This window comes from Persicirhabdus sediminis, from assembly GCF_016595495.1.
In the GTDB taxonomy this organism is placed as follows: domain Bacteria; phylum Verrucomicrobiota; class Verrucomicrobiia; order Verrucomicrobiales; family Akkermansiaceae; genus Persicirhabdus; species Persicirhabdus sediminis.
Map to the genome: position 1 here is coordinate 426,240 of NZ_JAENIM010000039.1, position 14,725 is coordinate 440,964.

The 14,725-nt window shown below is 49.0% G+C and carries 11 protein-coding genes; 4 read left to right on the forward strand and 7 right to left on the reverse strand.

Annotated elements, in window-relative coordinates:
* Window positions 1-206 precede the first annotated feature (206 nt).
* Both JIN82_RS09230 and JIN82_RS09235 read left to right on the forward strand, forming a co-directional pair.
* Window positions 207-2,288 (forward strand): PKD domain-containing protein, encoded by a 2,082-nt coding sequence (locus tag JIN82_RS09230; RefSeq protein WP_234041886.1) that lies wholly within the window; start codon window positions 207-209, stop codon window positions 2,286-2,288.
* Between the two features lie 236 nt (window positions 2,289-2,524).
* Window positions 2,525-5,641, forward strand: coding sequence for a PKD domain-containing protein (locus tag JIN82_RS09235; protein ID WP_200311341.1), 3,117 nt, complete (start codon window positions 2,525-2,527; stop codon window positions 5,639-5,641).
* 77 nt (window positions 5,642-5,718) lie between these two features.
* Here JIN82_RS09235 and JIN82_RS09240 read toward each other — a convergent pair whose 3' ends face one another.
* Both JIN82_RS09240 and JIN82_RS09245 read right to left on the reverse strand, forming a co-directional pair.
* Window positions 5,719-8,766, reverse strand: a complete 3,048-nt coding sequence (locus JIN82_RS09240; RefSeq protein WP_200311342.1) for an efflux RND transporter permease subunit — start codon at window positions 8,764-8,766, stop codon at window positions 5,719-5,721.
* Window positions 8,763-9,890 (reverse strand): efflux RND transporter periplasmic adaptor subunit, encoded by a 1,128-nt coding sequence (locus JIN82_RS09245; protein WP_200311343.1) that lies wholly within the window; start codon window positions 9,888-9,890, stop codon window positions 8,763-8,765. The genes JIN82_RS09240 and JIN82_RS09245 overlap by 4 nt, the downstream gene beginning before the upstream one ends.
* A gap of 137 nt (window positions 9,891-10,027) precedes the next feature.
* Here JIN82_RS09245 and JIN82_RS09250 point away from each other — a divergent pair, with 137 nt between their 5' ends.
* Window positions 10,028-10,615 carry a TetR/AcrR family transcriptional regulator gene (locus JIN82_RS09250; RefSeq protein WP_200311344.1) on the forward strand — a complete coding sequence of 196 codons (588 nt, stop codon included), beginning with the start codon at window positions 10,028-10,030 and terminating at the stop codon, window positions 10,613-10,615.
* A 111-nt stretch (window positions 10,616-10,726) separates the two neighbouring features.
* Here JIN82_RS09250 and JIN82_RS09255 read toward each other — a convergent pair whose 3' ends face one another.
* From JIN82_RS09255 to JIN82_RS09270, 5 genes are all read right to left on the reverse strand, one after another.
* Entirely contained in the window at window positions 10,727-11,074 is a 348-nt protein-coding gene (locus tag JIN82_RS09255) for a P-II family nitrogen regulator (RefSeq protein WP_200311345.1), read from the reverse strand.
* 100 nt (window positions 11,075-11,174) lie between these two features.
* Window positions 11,175-11,360: a hypothetical protein gene (locus JIN82_RS17210; protein WP_234041887.1), complete on the reverse strand. Its 186-nt coding sequence runs from the start codon at window positions 11,358-11,360 to the stop codon at window positions 11,175-11,177.
* Between the two features lie 12 nt (window positions 11,361-11,372).
* Window positions 11,373-12,536, reverse strand: coding sequence for a DNA-processing protein DprA (dprA, locus tag JIN82_RS09260; RefSeq protein ID WP_200311346.1), 1,164 nt, complete (start codon window positions 12,534-12,536; stop codon window positions 11,373-11,375).
* Between the two features lie 56 nt (window positions 12,537-12,592).
* A complete protein-coding gene (locus JIN82_RS09265; protein WP_200311347.1) occupies window positions 12,593-13,183 on the reverse strand; it encodes a YdcF family protein in 591 nt (196 codons plus the stop codon).
* Between the two features lie 81 nt (window positions 13,184-13,264).
* Window positions 13,265-13,537, reverse strand: a complete 273-nt coding sequence (locus JIN82_RS09270) for a type B 50S ribosomal protein L31 (protein ID WP_200311348.1) — start codon at window positions 13,535-13,537, stop codon at window positions 13,265-13,267.
* Between the two features lie 473 nt (window positions 13,538-14,010).
* Here JIN82_RS09270 and JIN82_RS09275 point away from each other — a divergent pair, with 473 nt between their 5' ends.
* Window positions 14,011-14,673 carry a 3D domain-containing protein gene (locus tag JIN82_RS09275; protein ID WP_234041888.1) on the forward strand — a complete coding sequence of 221 codons (663 nt, stop codon included), beginning with the start codon at window positions 14,011-14,013 and terminating at the stop codon, window positions 14,671-14,673.
* Window positions 14,674-14,725: the final 52 nt, after the last annotated feature.

Here is a 14,725-nt window from a genome sequence, read left to right on the forward strand (position 1 = left end):
GCTCGTCTGGTTCATTATTGAAACAGCGATCTATCAGGAAAGACAATTTTTTTTACACCGTGTTTATTGGATTAAGTCGACAAACTCAACGCATTTAGCGTCCTATTTGTGTCATGCGATTTGACCCTTATAGATTTGGGGTAAGTCGATTATGTTTGCTCTGGTGATTTTCATTTATCAAAATTTATCTCAATATGAATTTCACAATGCTAAATAAGAGAGGAGCAGGTTTGTTCGCATTGTCGATGGGGGTAGGTCTGGCATCGCCAGCGCTCTATGCACAAGGAACGCATTCGATTGACGCTTTTGAAACAGAGGTGGTGCGACTGAACGATGGTCAGCCGATTATTAGTGCAGAAAATTTTAAAGATGTGACAAGTGATGATGGCCACAGCATTAATGGGCCGAGCATGATTCGCATCCCAGATTGGATTGCGGAAGAGGATAGGTTAGATCCATCAGCTAAGTATTACCTGTATTTTGGTGACCATAGTGGTAGCTACATTCGCTTGGCATGGGCTGCCGACATCACGGGCCCGTACACACTTTACAACGCAGATAATGACGGTGTGTTAGGTTTGTCTGCGGTGAATACTGTATTTAAGAATGCCTCGAATACCATTAATAGTGACCATATTTCTTCCCCTGATGTGATGGTGGAAGATGGGCGCATTATTATGTTTTTTCATATTAAGAAGAAGTCTAACTTTAGTGCGACAGACAGCACGGATTCGTGGTTTGATACAGGGAATCAGCAAACCGTTTGTGCGGTGTCGACCGACGGGTTGAATTTTACCACTCAGCCAAAATTGATAGGTAATGCCTACTTCCGCAGCTTTAAGCATAACAATAACTGGTACGCATTCACTAACTACGGACCAATTTGGAAAGGACCTAGTACTGATTCTGATCCTTGGGATGTGTTATGGGACCATGTGGCTTGGGCGGGAAATAATGCAACGACTTCATCTAGCGGTAATGGTGAGTTGACTGGTGGCGGCAATCCTATTTGGGATAACTTGATGGCTAACTACGCTGCTAACGGGCTGACTGATGAACGTGGTTACGCTGGTTTCAATGGTAACAAAGGTTTTGCTAACCAGAATGCTCCTCGAACAGGTGCGCCGCGTCACTTTGCCACTCGCTTGCTCAATGACGGCACGACTTTAGAAGTTTATTATACCTGCCGTGGTGAGATGCCAGAGAGTATTTACAAAACCACCATGGACATGAGTTCAGGTGACTATGATAGCTGGACGACTGATGTGACAGGGGATGCATGGGTACATGAAAGAATCTTGTACCCTGAGTATAGCTGGGAGGGTTCTGATCTCACCCCTGCATATTCGCTTAATGGAGCAGAGACCGATGTCAATGCGCTGCGCGACCCGTATGTCTTTACCGATACTGATGGCAAAAGTTACCTGCTTTATAGTGGTAATCCAGAAAGTGCGATTGGCATTGCTAGTATCAACAATAAACCTGTGGCGATAGCTTCTGCTAGTGTGCAAACTGCCGAAGTGGGTGAATCAATCAGCTTTAGTGCTAATGCTTCTTACGATACTGATGGGAGCCTAACTAACTATAACTGGGATCTAGATGATGGCAGGACTGCTAGCGGTAAAAATAGGAGTCGTAGTTTCTCTGCACCAGGAACATACAATGTCGAACTGGTAGTGACGGATAATTTAGGTAGCACCTCTGCTGTTGATACCGTGCAAGTAGTGGTTACCGCGGCGTCTAATTCAGCTCCGGTGATTACAGAAGGTGATTCTGTTACCGTCAATATGAGCCAAGACTCTAACCCAACTGCCTTCAGCCTAAAATTGCATGCAACGGATGCTGATGGTGACGCCATCTCATGGAGCATTGTGTCGTCAGCTAGCAATGGTAACTCAAGCCTAGTTTCTGGTACAGGAACAACAAAGACAGTGCGCTATACTCCGAATACAGGTTTTTATGGTTCAGATAGTTTTGAAGTAAAAGCGAGTGATTCTAATGGAGGCGAAGATACCGTCACGGTGAATGTCAATGTGGAGCGTGCTCCGATTGAAGTTCCACCTAATTACGAGATCGATCTAAGTAAATCTGAGAACGGTAATCTGACCATTTCTTGGCCAACAGAAGCTGGTGTACTCTACTCTATCTATCAGTCTAGTGACTTAGAGAATTGGGATCTCTATAGAGGGGATATTGCGCCAGTACCTCCTAGCAATGAGTTAGTGATTCCAGTTGGAGATTACGACAAACTTTTCATCCGTGTGGAAATGAAATACGACGACGAGTAAGTAGTAGCAGTTACTTCTCTGAAGGTCGCCTCGTTAGTTGTTTGCTAGCGGGGCGATTTTTTTCACTCAATATCTCATCAAGGGGACGTGCGTGTAGTTTGATAGAACGAGCTAATCTATAAATTGTTGGGAAATTTTCTCGGCTTACTCGATTAAACAATTGGTTGTATGTCTTTATGATTGAGGTGAAATTTTTTAATGGCTAGATAGTTAAACACACAATTAACACACACTTAATGAATAAAATAACGAAAGGCATAGGCATGCCGTCAATTAGCTGGGCCAGTGTATGCGCTGGCGTGCTCATAAGCCCCGGAATAATTCACGCTCAGGCGTATAAAGTTGGAGATAGTCCTACCGAGGTGGTGCGATTGAATGGTAATCAGCCTATTATTAGTCAGGCTACATTTGATGTCGTCGATGCCTCTGATGATGGTCACAGCATTAACGGGCCAAGTTTGGTTCGTGTTCCAGATTGGCTTCCATTGGCTGATCGTCCGGATCCTAGCGCAAAATATTACCTATATTTTGGTGACCACAGCGGTAGCTATATTCGCATGGCGTGGGCAGCGGAGGTGACTGGTCCCTATACGCTTTATAACGTGGGCATCAATGATGAAGCTGACGGTGATGGTGTGCTAGACCTCGGAGGTTCATCTATTGTATTCACCAATGGGAAGCAGATTAGTAACAATCATATCAGTAGTCCTGACGTCATCGTTGATGATGAAAATCAACAGTTTTTGATGTTTTTCCATACTGGGAAATCCACTAATAGTCAGGTAAATGGTGATTCATGGTTTGATACCGGTGTGCAAGTGACGCATGTGGCTACTTCAGCGACAGGTTTGAATTTCAATGGCGGTGACGAAGTAAAGAGCTCAGCAGTTAGTGGTGAGGCTGGTCATGGTGTGAAGATGCAGCCATTGGGTAATGCGTATTATAGGACCTTCCAACACAATAACAATTGGTATGCATTTACCAACTACGGTCCGATTTGGAAAGGGCCTAGCACTGATAGTACCCCTTGGGAGTCCGCATGGAGCCACATCAAATGGGCTGGGAATAGCTCAACAACAACTGCTAGTAACGACGGTGTAGTTTCTGGTGGCGGTAATCCTATCTGGGAAAACCTAATGGCCAACTATGCAGCTAACGGACTAACTGCAGAACGTGGTTATGCTGGATTTAATGGCAACAAGGGCGTGTACAACCAAAACGCGCCGCGTACTGGAGCTCCACGACATTTTGCGACGCGTTTGCTGAATGACGGCACGACTTTGGAAGTCTATTATACCTGCCGCGGCGAGAAGCCAGAGAGCATTTACAAAACCACTATGGACATGAGCAGTGGTGATTATGATAGCTGGACGACAGATGTCACCGACGACGCTTGGGTGCATGAGCGTGTTCTCTATCCTGAATTTAGTTGGGAGGGATCTGACCTCACAGCTGCTTATTCGAAGAATGGCGCTGAGACTAACGTCAATGCTTTGCGTGACCCTAACGTGTTCACAGATGTTGACGGTAAAACCTACCTGCTCTATGCAGGGAACCCAGAAAGTGCCATTGGCATTGCTAGCCTAAATAACAAACCAATCGCGGTGGCCTCAGCAGACAAGTATGAGGCCGTAGTAGGGGAGACCATTCAGTTCTCATCAGCAGGGAGCTACGATAGTGATGGCGAAATTTCCTCTTATTCATGGAACCTTGGCGATGGGCGTACGCTTTCGGCTGCTAATCCAGCTCAGTCATTCAGCCAGCCAGGTGAGTACTTAGTTAGTCTGTCTGTGATTGATAATATGGGCAGTGAAAACGTGTCCAGCTTCACCATTGAAGTGTTGGCTCCTGATGTTGCGCCTCCTAGTGGTGGTTCTCTAGCATCTGGCAGCTTGGACCTATCAGGAAACTCCGGTGATGTAGTAGGTACGGTGACTGTAGTTGGTGGAACGGCTGGGGTAGATTACCAGTTTGAGCTGATCAACGACCTCAATGGTGCGGTGGCAATTGACCCAAATTCGGGTGAAATTCGCATTGTTGATCTGTCGCTGTTGGGCGCGCCTGAGTTGATTGCAGTGAGCGTGAAAATTTCTGACCCATACGGCAACGTTGTCACCACAGACATTGAGTTGGCTGTTGCTAACAAGCAGGCGTTTCCAGCTGGCTCTGGTCAGGGGAAAATTGCCCGTGATGTTTGGCATGATGTGCAAGGTAGCTCAGTTGCGGATCTAACTAGCTTGGATGCCTATCCAAATGAACCTGACGAAATGACCGCGCTGACTAAGTTTGAAGCGCCAAGTAATATCTCTGATTATTATGGTCAGCGAGTTTATGGTCACCTTGTTCCACCAGTTAGTGGTTACTACCAATTCTCTATGGTAGCAGACGATCATGCTCAGTTGTGGTTGAGTACAGATGAAGATCCTGCGAATGCGGAGCTCATCGCCTATCTCAATGGCTGGACGAAAAATAACCAGTGGACTAAGTTTGCTAGCCAGAAATCAGCTTACATTTACCTCGAAGCTGGACAGTCTTATTATATTGAGGCACTTCACAAAGAAGGCAACGGTAGTGACCGTTTGCGTGTTGCTTGGGAAACTTCAGTGCATGGATTTTCTATCATCCAGGGTGAATACCTGAGCGAGATTGAGGAAAGTGTGCCATTTGCGCCAGTTGCTCCTAGCGAGCTAGCTGCCACGGTGGTTTCAAATGCATCTATCGCGCTCAGCTGGAATGATCTAGCTGATAATGAATCTTCTTATCTCGTTGAGTATCGTGAACCAGCTGGCAGCTGGAGTGAGCTGGCTACGATCGAGGCAGATTCGACAGCGTTAGAGATTGGTGGCTTGGACGCGTCAACAGCCTATGAGTTCCGCATTTCAGCGGTTAACGCTGGGGGTTCTAGCGATTCGCTAGTCGTTGCGGCAACAACTGCGCCGCTCGATGGCAATGTTACTATATCAGCTAGCATTCTATCTTTCTCAGGCGAGCAGGATGGCAATCCTGTGACTAAGATGATTGATGGCATCTCTGGTGATGATGATAACCGCTGGTCCATTGAGATGCGCTATCCAGTAGTTGAGCTCGACCTTGGTCAAGCATACCAGCTAGCTGGATTTGAGTTTGATGCCTATCTCAATCGCGCCTATCAATATACCGTTGAGGGCAGCGCTGATGGTGGTGATTATAACTTGATCTTAGATCGCTCTGGGAACCAAGAGGCGTCACCTATCCTGGATCTTGTGGAGCCGCAAAGTGTGCGTTATATCCGCCTCAGTATTGTTGGGGCCTATGGATATACTGGCAAATGGGTTTCTGTCAGAGAGTTCAGCGCGCTCACTGTAGTTGAGTAATCCACTTTAAAAAATAAGCGCCCTATCCATGGATCATGGATAGGGCGCTTTTGTTTATAGAGTTTTATCAGTCCAATCTAGCGAGGTCTTCTAACGCGGTAGAGAATTGCGTAGAATACTGGCACCAGTACGGTAGTTAGGACGGTAGCTACTAGCAGACCAAAGACGATAGTTACCGCCATGGAGGCAAAGAAGCTATCAAAGAACAATGGCAGCATGCCGAGGGCTGTGGTAGATGCCGCCATGGCTACTGGGAGGAGACGGCTCGCAGCTGAATTGATGATGGCATCGTAGCGGTCAGATCCTTTTTCTAGCTGAGCATTGAGCTCGTCTAGCATAACGATGGCATTTTTGATCAACATGCCTGATAGGCTGAGGAATCCAAGAATCGCCATGAAGCTGAATGGCTCGTCGAAGATCAGCAGGCCAGCAGCCACACCAATCAATGAGAGCGGCACACACAGCCAGATGACAAGCGGTTGTCTCACGGAGTTGAACAGCGCCACGGTGGTCAAAATCATCAGCAGGAAGAACATTGGGATACCTTGTGCGAGACTCTCTTGAGCTTCTCTGGAATCTTTATATTCACCTTGCCAGCTCAATGTGTAGCCGTCCGGCAGCGGGATGGCTTCGACGTCTTCTTTGAGCTCCATCAGTAGACTGTTAGCGGTGCCGTCAATCGGGTCGCAGAATGCAGTAATGACCTGCTTGCGATCGAGGCGCATCATGATTTCATCGTCGTGGACGATTTCCATGCCGCTGATGACTTGGCTGAGCGGGATGCGTTGGTTAGCTACTGGGCTCCAGATGTGCACTTGCTCTAGCTGGCTGGCGCGCGATCTATCATCAGCTTCAGCTTGGATGACGATAGGCAGAAGCAGGTCTCCCTCGCGGTAGATGCCAACTTGCTGGCCTTCGAAACTAGCTTTGATAGCGCTGGCGATTTCTTTTTTATCAATGCCTAGCAAGATGGCGCGTTCGTCAGCCAGTTGCGGTCGCAGTAGTTTGACTCGCTCGCGCCAGTCTGTGTAGATGGCTTTGCTGTTTGGGTGCGCTTCAAACACCGCGGATGCTTGTTGGGCGAGGTCTCTGAGAACGTTAGGGTCGGAGCCAGAAAACTGTGCTTGGATTTTTCCTTTGCCACCAGGTCCCAGCTCAAAGCGCACGCCGAAGGCATGGGCATCGGGGAATTTCTCGAGGAAATGCGCATCGCCACGTTCGATGAGGTCGGTGATGTAGTCACTATCCTCGACGTCGACAAAGATCTGCGCGTAGGAGGTATTAGGCATTTCTGGCGCATAGCTGAGCATGAAGCGCAGCGCACCTTGGCCAATCACTGAGCTGACGTTGGTGACGCCTTCTTGCTCCATGAGCCATTTTTCGGCCTCAGTGACCTGCTTGCTGGTCTCGTTGATATGGGTGCCTTGGGGTAACCAGAAGTCCACCATGTACTGAGGTCTGGTTGATGGCGGGAAGAAGGATTGTTTGACTGAGCCAAAGCCTATGAGGGCAACCACAAAGGCTGCAAAGGCGAGGCCAGCGGTGACAAATTTGAAGCGAATGCAAAGTTTGAGCAATCCCTTGTAGAGTTTGTAGAATCCATTGCTGAATGGCTCAGCTTCTTCTTTGTCACCTTCTTTAGCCTCTTTCTTTTTGCCAAAGAACATGACGGCCAAGAGCGGCGTGACGGTGATCGCGGTGACCCAGCTGAGGGAAAGTGAAACGCAGATCACGGTGAAGAGTGAGCGGCAGAATTCACCCGCATTGTTGTCGGTGGTGCCGATCGCAGCGAAGGCGAAAATAGCAATAGCGGTAGCGCCAAGCAGTGGGGTGGCGGATTGTTTGACGGTATCAATAGCTGATTGATAGGCGCTGCGGCCACGTTTCATGCCCACTAAGATGCCGTCGACAACAACGATGGCATTATCCACCAGCATACCCAGAGCAATGATGAGCGCGCCCAGTGAAATACGTTCTAGGGCGACGCCGAGTGGCTCGAGCACGATGAAGCTGCCCATGATGGTGAGGACCAGAATGAAACCAATGAGGAGTCCACTGCGCAGTCCCATGAATAACATCAACACGGCAATTACAATCACCAGCGCGAGGATGAGACTTTCGGTGAAACCTGAAATCGCCGTGGTTACTGAGGAGGCTTGGTGGGAAATCGTTCCCAGCTCCATGCCCAGTGGAATGTCTGCACGTAGCTCATCGAGTCTTTCGTCAATCGCTTCGCCCATGTGGACGACGTTGCCGCCAGTTACCGTAGAGATGCCGATGGCGACCCCTCTGTGGCCATTGTAACGCACCATTTCACTTGGTGGGTCGACGTAGCCACGACGGATGTGGGCGATGTCGCGCAGTCGAAACTGGCGACCATTGCTGGAAAATGTCAGCGTTTCAAAATCAGCCACGCTGCTGATCTCTCCAGTAGGATCGATGGCAATGTACTCGGAGTTGACTTGAATGCGGCCAGAATTGCGTACGAGGTTTTGCTGGCTAAGACGTGCAATGATCTGGTCAGTAGAGAGGCCAATCTTGGCCATCACTGCCCATTTTGGCTCGATGTAAATGGCTTCGGAAATGTTACCGTGGATGTCGATTTTGGCGACATCATCAACCAGTAGAAGCTCCTTGCGCAGCATATCGGCGACTTCTTTGAGTTCGGCGTAGGAATAATCATCACCGTAGAGAACAAAGTAGACACCGTAAACGTCACCAAAGTCGTCTTGTACAATGGAGCCAGCGGCTCCAGGGGGCAGCTGTGACTGCGCGTCTGAGACTTTATTGCGCAGTTCATCCCAGACCTGTTTGAGGTCGTCTTGTTTGTACTGGTCTTTAATGTGGACCGTGATGGTGGAAAGTCCGCGCTCAGATTTACTTTCAATCTCTTTGAGCTGAGCCATCTGCTGCAGCGCTGTTTCTAGTCTGTCAGTGACCTCCTCCTGTACTTCGCCAGCTGAGGCTCCAGGGTAGGGGGTGATGACAAGCGCCTGCTTGATGGTGAATTCTGGATCCTCCAGACGGCTCATGTCTTGAAAACTGACATAGCCGCCAATTAGCATGACGAAGGTGAGAACCAGCGTCAGTACTTTGCGTTTGATGCAAAAATCGGCAATATTCATTGCTTCAGGGTGTTGAGCTCAGTTTTGTTTTGCCAAATTCTCACCGACTGATTTTCGGTTAAAAATCCAGTGCCGGTGGTGGCAAGCAGGTCGCCTTGTTTGAGGTCGCCTTCAATGGCAATGAGTCCGCTGTCAGCGGCTCCCAATGTGACGGTAACTGAGCTGACTTTCATGTCCTCAGTGATTTTCCATACATTAGCTGCGCCGTCGTTATTGAAAAATACCGCAGAGCTTGGCACGCCGAATCCAGCTGTTTTAAGCAGTTTGCTTGGTGGAATATTGGCGATCACCTTGGCAGTCATGCCTGATTTCACTGGAGATCCATTTTCTGGAGTGAATTGCAGCCTGATCGTGTAGGTGCGGGTGGCTGGATCTGGGGAGGTGCTGGCTTCACGGAATACCAGCGGGATGGACAAGTCTGGCAGATTGCTCATGACCATACGCGGCTGGCTATTGTTGACCTTTTCAGCGGCGGTATTTCCCTCAATAGGAATCATCAATGCGGACTCAGGAACCTCGATGGCAATCACCAGCTCAGAGTCATCCTGAATGATCAGGACGTCCTGCTTGGCTGCCACGTTGGCAAAGTCATCAGTGAGCACTTTGGCTACTTTGCCGGAAAAGTCGGCGTACATCTTGGTATCGTCGAGCGCCTTTTGCGCGCGGTGCATAGCGGCGGTGGCGGTGCGCACATCTCGCTGTGCCAGCTCGAGTTCTTGTTTAGAAATGGCGCCAGATTGGCGTTCATTGATGGTCTTGATGCGGTTGACCACGCTGATGGCTGACTCATAAACCGCGGTGGCGGATTCTAGATCGGCCTCGTAGTCACGTGGGTCCAGCTCTGCAAGTAGCTGTCCTTTGGTGATGGTTTCACCGTCGCGCACGTGGGTGCGGATGATGCGGCCTGGTACCTCAAATGCCTTGCGGCTCTCGTAAACCGGCTCGATTTGCCCAGCAAATTCAATTTGTCTACTAAGCCCTTGGCTATCTAGGGAAAAGGCTTTCACCAGTCGCGGTTTATTATCCCTGACGACTGGGGAATCTTTTTTACAAGAGCTCAGTGTGCTCAAGCTCAGCCCGCAAGTGATCAATAGGGCTGTTGAGTTGAATGGTGTGTATTTCATTTAGTTGGCAATCCTAAGATTGAGTTAATTTAGTGCCTATTGGCGATCTTGCAATGGTGTGGCGCGCGCAATATTACACCCTGACAAAATTTGTCAAATTGTCAGTTCAAATTCTTGCATTGTGAAAAATATTTGCCATGGTGCAGGAAATCATGCAGCAGGAAGACAAACGAAAGAAGGTATTGGAGTCGGCGATAGACGTCTTCATCCGTCACGGTTACAAGCGAACCACAATGACGGATTTGGCTGAAGCTGCAGAGATGTCTAGGCCAGCCGTTTATTTACTTTTCCGTAACAAAGAGGATATCTTCAAAGCCTCCTTGTCTTGGTACATCGATTGCATCCGCGATCGGACGGCAGCTCGCTTGCTGGATTGTCCGGCTGAGTTGGAGGTTGGCCTGCGCACCATTCTCGATGAATGGGTGATTAAGTCATTTGAGCACCGCATGCAAAGCCCTTACGTTCAGGAGCTCATGGCGTGTAAGTTTACCTTTGCTGTCGACGAGTCGCGTTACTGGCTGGAAGGATTTCAATCTCAGCTATTCGAGTGGATTGAGCCGTTTTGGCGTGAAGAATGCGCAGGCAGAGTTGCCGATTGTAGTCAGCTCGCGCGCTGCACCGTATTTTGTTTTTACGGCGCTGGTGATGTTGTTACCGACGTCGATGATCTACGTGGTCTGGTTGATACCGTAGTTCGCCAGATGGTGATCGCTTTTGATATTTAAGGGGGTTTTCCAGCTGGTGTGAGTTAAAAAAGTAACTGCCAGCTGGAAATAAAAAACGCCCTCCAGCTAGCTGGAGAGCGTTCACATAAATCTATTTGCGAGAAATAAGTATTAGTTGACGGCAACTGCATCGTCACCAGTCTCGCCAGTACGGATGCGGATGGCTTCTTCAACAGGTGAGATGAATACTTTACCGTCACCGATTTTGCCTGTGTTGGCGCTCTTAACAACTGCCTCAGCTACAGAAGCAGCTTCTTCGTCGGCAATGATGATCTCGATTTTTACTTTAGGAAGGAAGTCTACAGTGTACTCGCTGCCGCGGTAGATTTCGGTATGGCCTTTCTGGCGCCCAAAACCCTTGACTTCGGTAACGGTCATTCCCTGTACTCCCACTTCTGCGAGGGCTTCCTTAACTTCTTCAAGCTTAAATGGTTTGATGATGGCTTCGATTTTTTTCATGATGTCACAGTAAGTGTAATTTGGTCGAATCTAGTTTAGCAATCGCCGTGCCAGAATTGTAAACTTATGCTAAATATTTTTGACTCTCTGCCCTTTTTTATTAGCGTTTCTTGATCTTTGGGTCAAGCGTGTCTTCAAATAAAGGCTTGTTGTGGAGTAATTGTGGGCGATTTTTTGGCTTTCCTATAGGCGGATGTATTTTTGCTAGAAAATTTTTCATTTTTTCGACAAAGTTAGCTGATTGGCAGATGATGGTGGTGATTGGTTTTAGCTGGCTAACTTTCACATGGGTGTCGAATTAGCGGATTGTTTGATAGTGGCCGCCGGGTAGTTTTTTGATCAATGATTTGATTTCTAGTTTGATCAAGCTGCTGGCAATCAGTGAGCTGCTTAGCTGGGTTTTTTCAACGAGGTGGTCGATGCTGAGTTCGTCATCAGCCAGGCATTGGTAGATGCTTTTTTCATCGTCGTTCAGCGCGTCAATGGTGGCGGTGAGGGCTGAGCTTGCGGAATCGCTAGCTTCGGCATTTTTTTGTGAGCCGCTTGCTTGTGCTGCAGCTGGCTGGCTGAGTCGGCTCAGGTCGATGGGTAGCATGGACATGTCATCGATGATATCTTGGCCGTCGGTGACCAATGTGGCGCCTTCGCGAATGAGTTCGTTGCAGCCAGCTGAGCTGGGTCTATCGATGGGGCCTGGGATGGCAAAGATGGATTTGCCGAGGTCGCTGGCCATATTGGCTGTGATGCGCGCACCCGACCAGCTCGGACATTCAGCGACTAAGAGTGCCTGAACCCAGCTGGCGACAATGCGGTTGCGCATAGGGAATGATTTTTTGCTAGGTGGTGTGTGGAGCGGAAATTCTGAAATCACCGCGCCGTGGCCATGGGCAATTTTCTCTGCCAACGCCATATTTTCCGGCGGGTAAAGCTGGGCGAGGCCGGAGCCAATGATGGCGATGGTTTGTCCTTGAGCAGCTACAGCGCCTTCGTGGGCAGATGTGTCGATGCCGCGCGCTAGTCCAGAGACGATGGTGAATCCTGCCGAAGCTAGCTGGAAGGCCATTTTTTTGGCCTGCTGGGTGCCGTACATGGTGGTGCGCCTGGAGCCGACGATGGCAATGCTGTGCTGGTGAATTTCCTTCAGCTCGCCCCAGACATATAAAACCAGCGGTGGATCGTGGCTGGAGAGTAGCTGTTGCGGGTAGCTGGGGTCATCCTGAGTGATGATTTGAATGCCGCGCTGTGCGGCTTCCTCGAGCTCTTTTTCGAGGTCAATTTGCTCCTGCCAGCTGGCGATGTGATTGCCGAGTTGTGGGCCAATGCCCTGCACTTGGGTGAGCTGGCTAGCTGATGAGTTGAGGATTTTAGCGGCGTTGCCAAAGTGGCTCATGAGCGCGCGAACGCGAACTGGGCCGATGCCAGGCAACATATTGAGAGAGATGATCGCTTCGCGCTGGGTCACAAGCAGCTATTTGACCACAAATACAGGTCTCGCGACAGCTAAATCAGCCAGTTGAGCTAAAATGCCCGCGTTAAATAATAATGATGCAGCAGGTAGAACTCGCGAAAGATGAAATCGCCCTTGGTTTCCGCCGACTGGTAGCGCGAGCTGGTGGTGGCGGACTGTGAGTTGGGGATATTGAGGTCGCTGGCCATCAGGCAGGCGCGCTTGAGGTGCCACGGGTCGCTGACTATGAGCGCGTCTCTGAGAGCATTTTTCTCCATCAGCGTTTTCGCTTGCTCAAGGTTCTGCTGAGTGGTGCGTGATTTGGTTTCAATCAAGATGTCGCCAGCTGGAATGCCGGCTTTTAGGCAGTAGTCGCGCGCCACTTCAGATTCGGCAAATGGAGCATTGGTGCCGCGGCCGCCAGTGAGGATGAGTTTTTTTACCCGCTTGTCGCGGTAGAGCCCGATGGCGTGGTCAAGGCGGGCGATAAATACTGGTGACGGTTTGTTGTGCCAAGCGGCTGAGCCGAGAACAATCGCACAGTCGGCTGAAGTGCCGTCGTCAGTGTGGCCAAATGCGTCAATGTGCCATGCTTGCCAGCCACAGTAAGCGATTGCGCTGACTAGGCATAGAAGGATGAGGCGCTTGACGAGCCGTTTCATGGGGAGTGGGGAACTAGGGGAAAATAAAAGAGCCCTTCGTTAAGGAAGGGCTCTCGGAAATTAATTTTTTTGATCGGACAATTAAGCTTTGAGCTTTGGCTTGCCTGCACGACGTACAGAACCGAAACGCTGCTGGAACTTGTCAATACGACCAGCTGTATCAACGAATGTACGCTGACCAGTGAAGAATGGGTGTGAATCAGATGTTACACCAACTGAGATGATGTAGTACTCAACACCGTCGATCTCTTCAACTTTGTCTGATTTTGCAGTTGAGCGAGTGATGAAGCGCTTTCCAGTTGTCATGTCTTGGAAGGCTACGTTGTTGTATTGTGGATGAATGTCGTTTTTCATATCTTTTCTTGGGTTCACTACGTTTCCGTCGCAGCGCAGGCGCAAGATGCATTTTTAGCTGTAAATGTCAAGTAGTCTGCTCGTTAAAATCAAACTTTTTGCATGGTCATGTTAAATCACTTTGCCGTGAGCGGGCGAGATAATGTGTAAAATGATACAAAATTTATCTCTCAATTTTGCCGATTTGCGCGACTTGTAGACGGGATATTTGTCGATCCGTTACAGTTCGGGCAAATTTATTTTCCCCTAGAGCTGAACCAGTTTGGTACGATTTCAAAATACAAACTTTTGCAAAGAATTGTCTCTAGCAAAACGTGTCTGTTACCTCAGGTGTTTGAAATTTCGCAAGTGATTGGTCACCAAAAAAGGGTTGCCATGTCGCTATGGATTACGTAGAACTTGGGTGAGGTTTTGTTGCTATTTGTTTACATTCAACAGGTTGCGACAATTCGCCTCCCCGTAACACACTAATTATGAATTTTCCTAAAGCGATTTTCAAAGGACTTGGAGTACTAGCCATGGGCGTGATGACAAGCTGCGGTGAGCAGTTGGTAATTCTCGACCTGGACAATGAAGAGCACGCTAAGCTCGTCAAGATGACTCGTCGTTCCGATGTGAGCCCAAAGGTTCTCTCTAAGGCCGCTGTGCTACCAAAAGACAAACATGGCATGCCAACATACAGCTCCGGCAAACACGACAAGCGTCTTGTGCGTATGACGGCCTATTCTCATTACGAGGCAGATCACATTGCTTATGGCAAAAAGAGCGCCGCGGGAAGTAAGCTGAAGTTTGGCGAAAACGAGCGCAGTGCTGCGGCGGATTGGTCAGTTTACCCGCTGGGGACAAGATTTCAAATCAAAGGCTCACCATATGTGTACATCGTAGACGACTACGGTTCAGCGCTAGTTGGCACCAATACCATCGATATTTACAAGCCTAGCATGGGTCGCATGAATCAGTGGGGCACTAAGCACGAGGAAATCAAGATTCTCGAGTGGGGTTCATTTGAAGAGAGCGAGCGCATCCTGCGTGGCCGCCGTGGATATAAACACTGCCGCAAGATGCATGATGGTATCCTTCATCATCTCGCGCAAAATGAGCCGACTAATAAAGCGCTCAATGGCCGCAGCCTATAAGCTGACAGCTTATTCTAATAAGAAACTGCCTACGCAGTATTGACAAATTTTT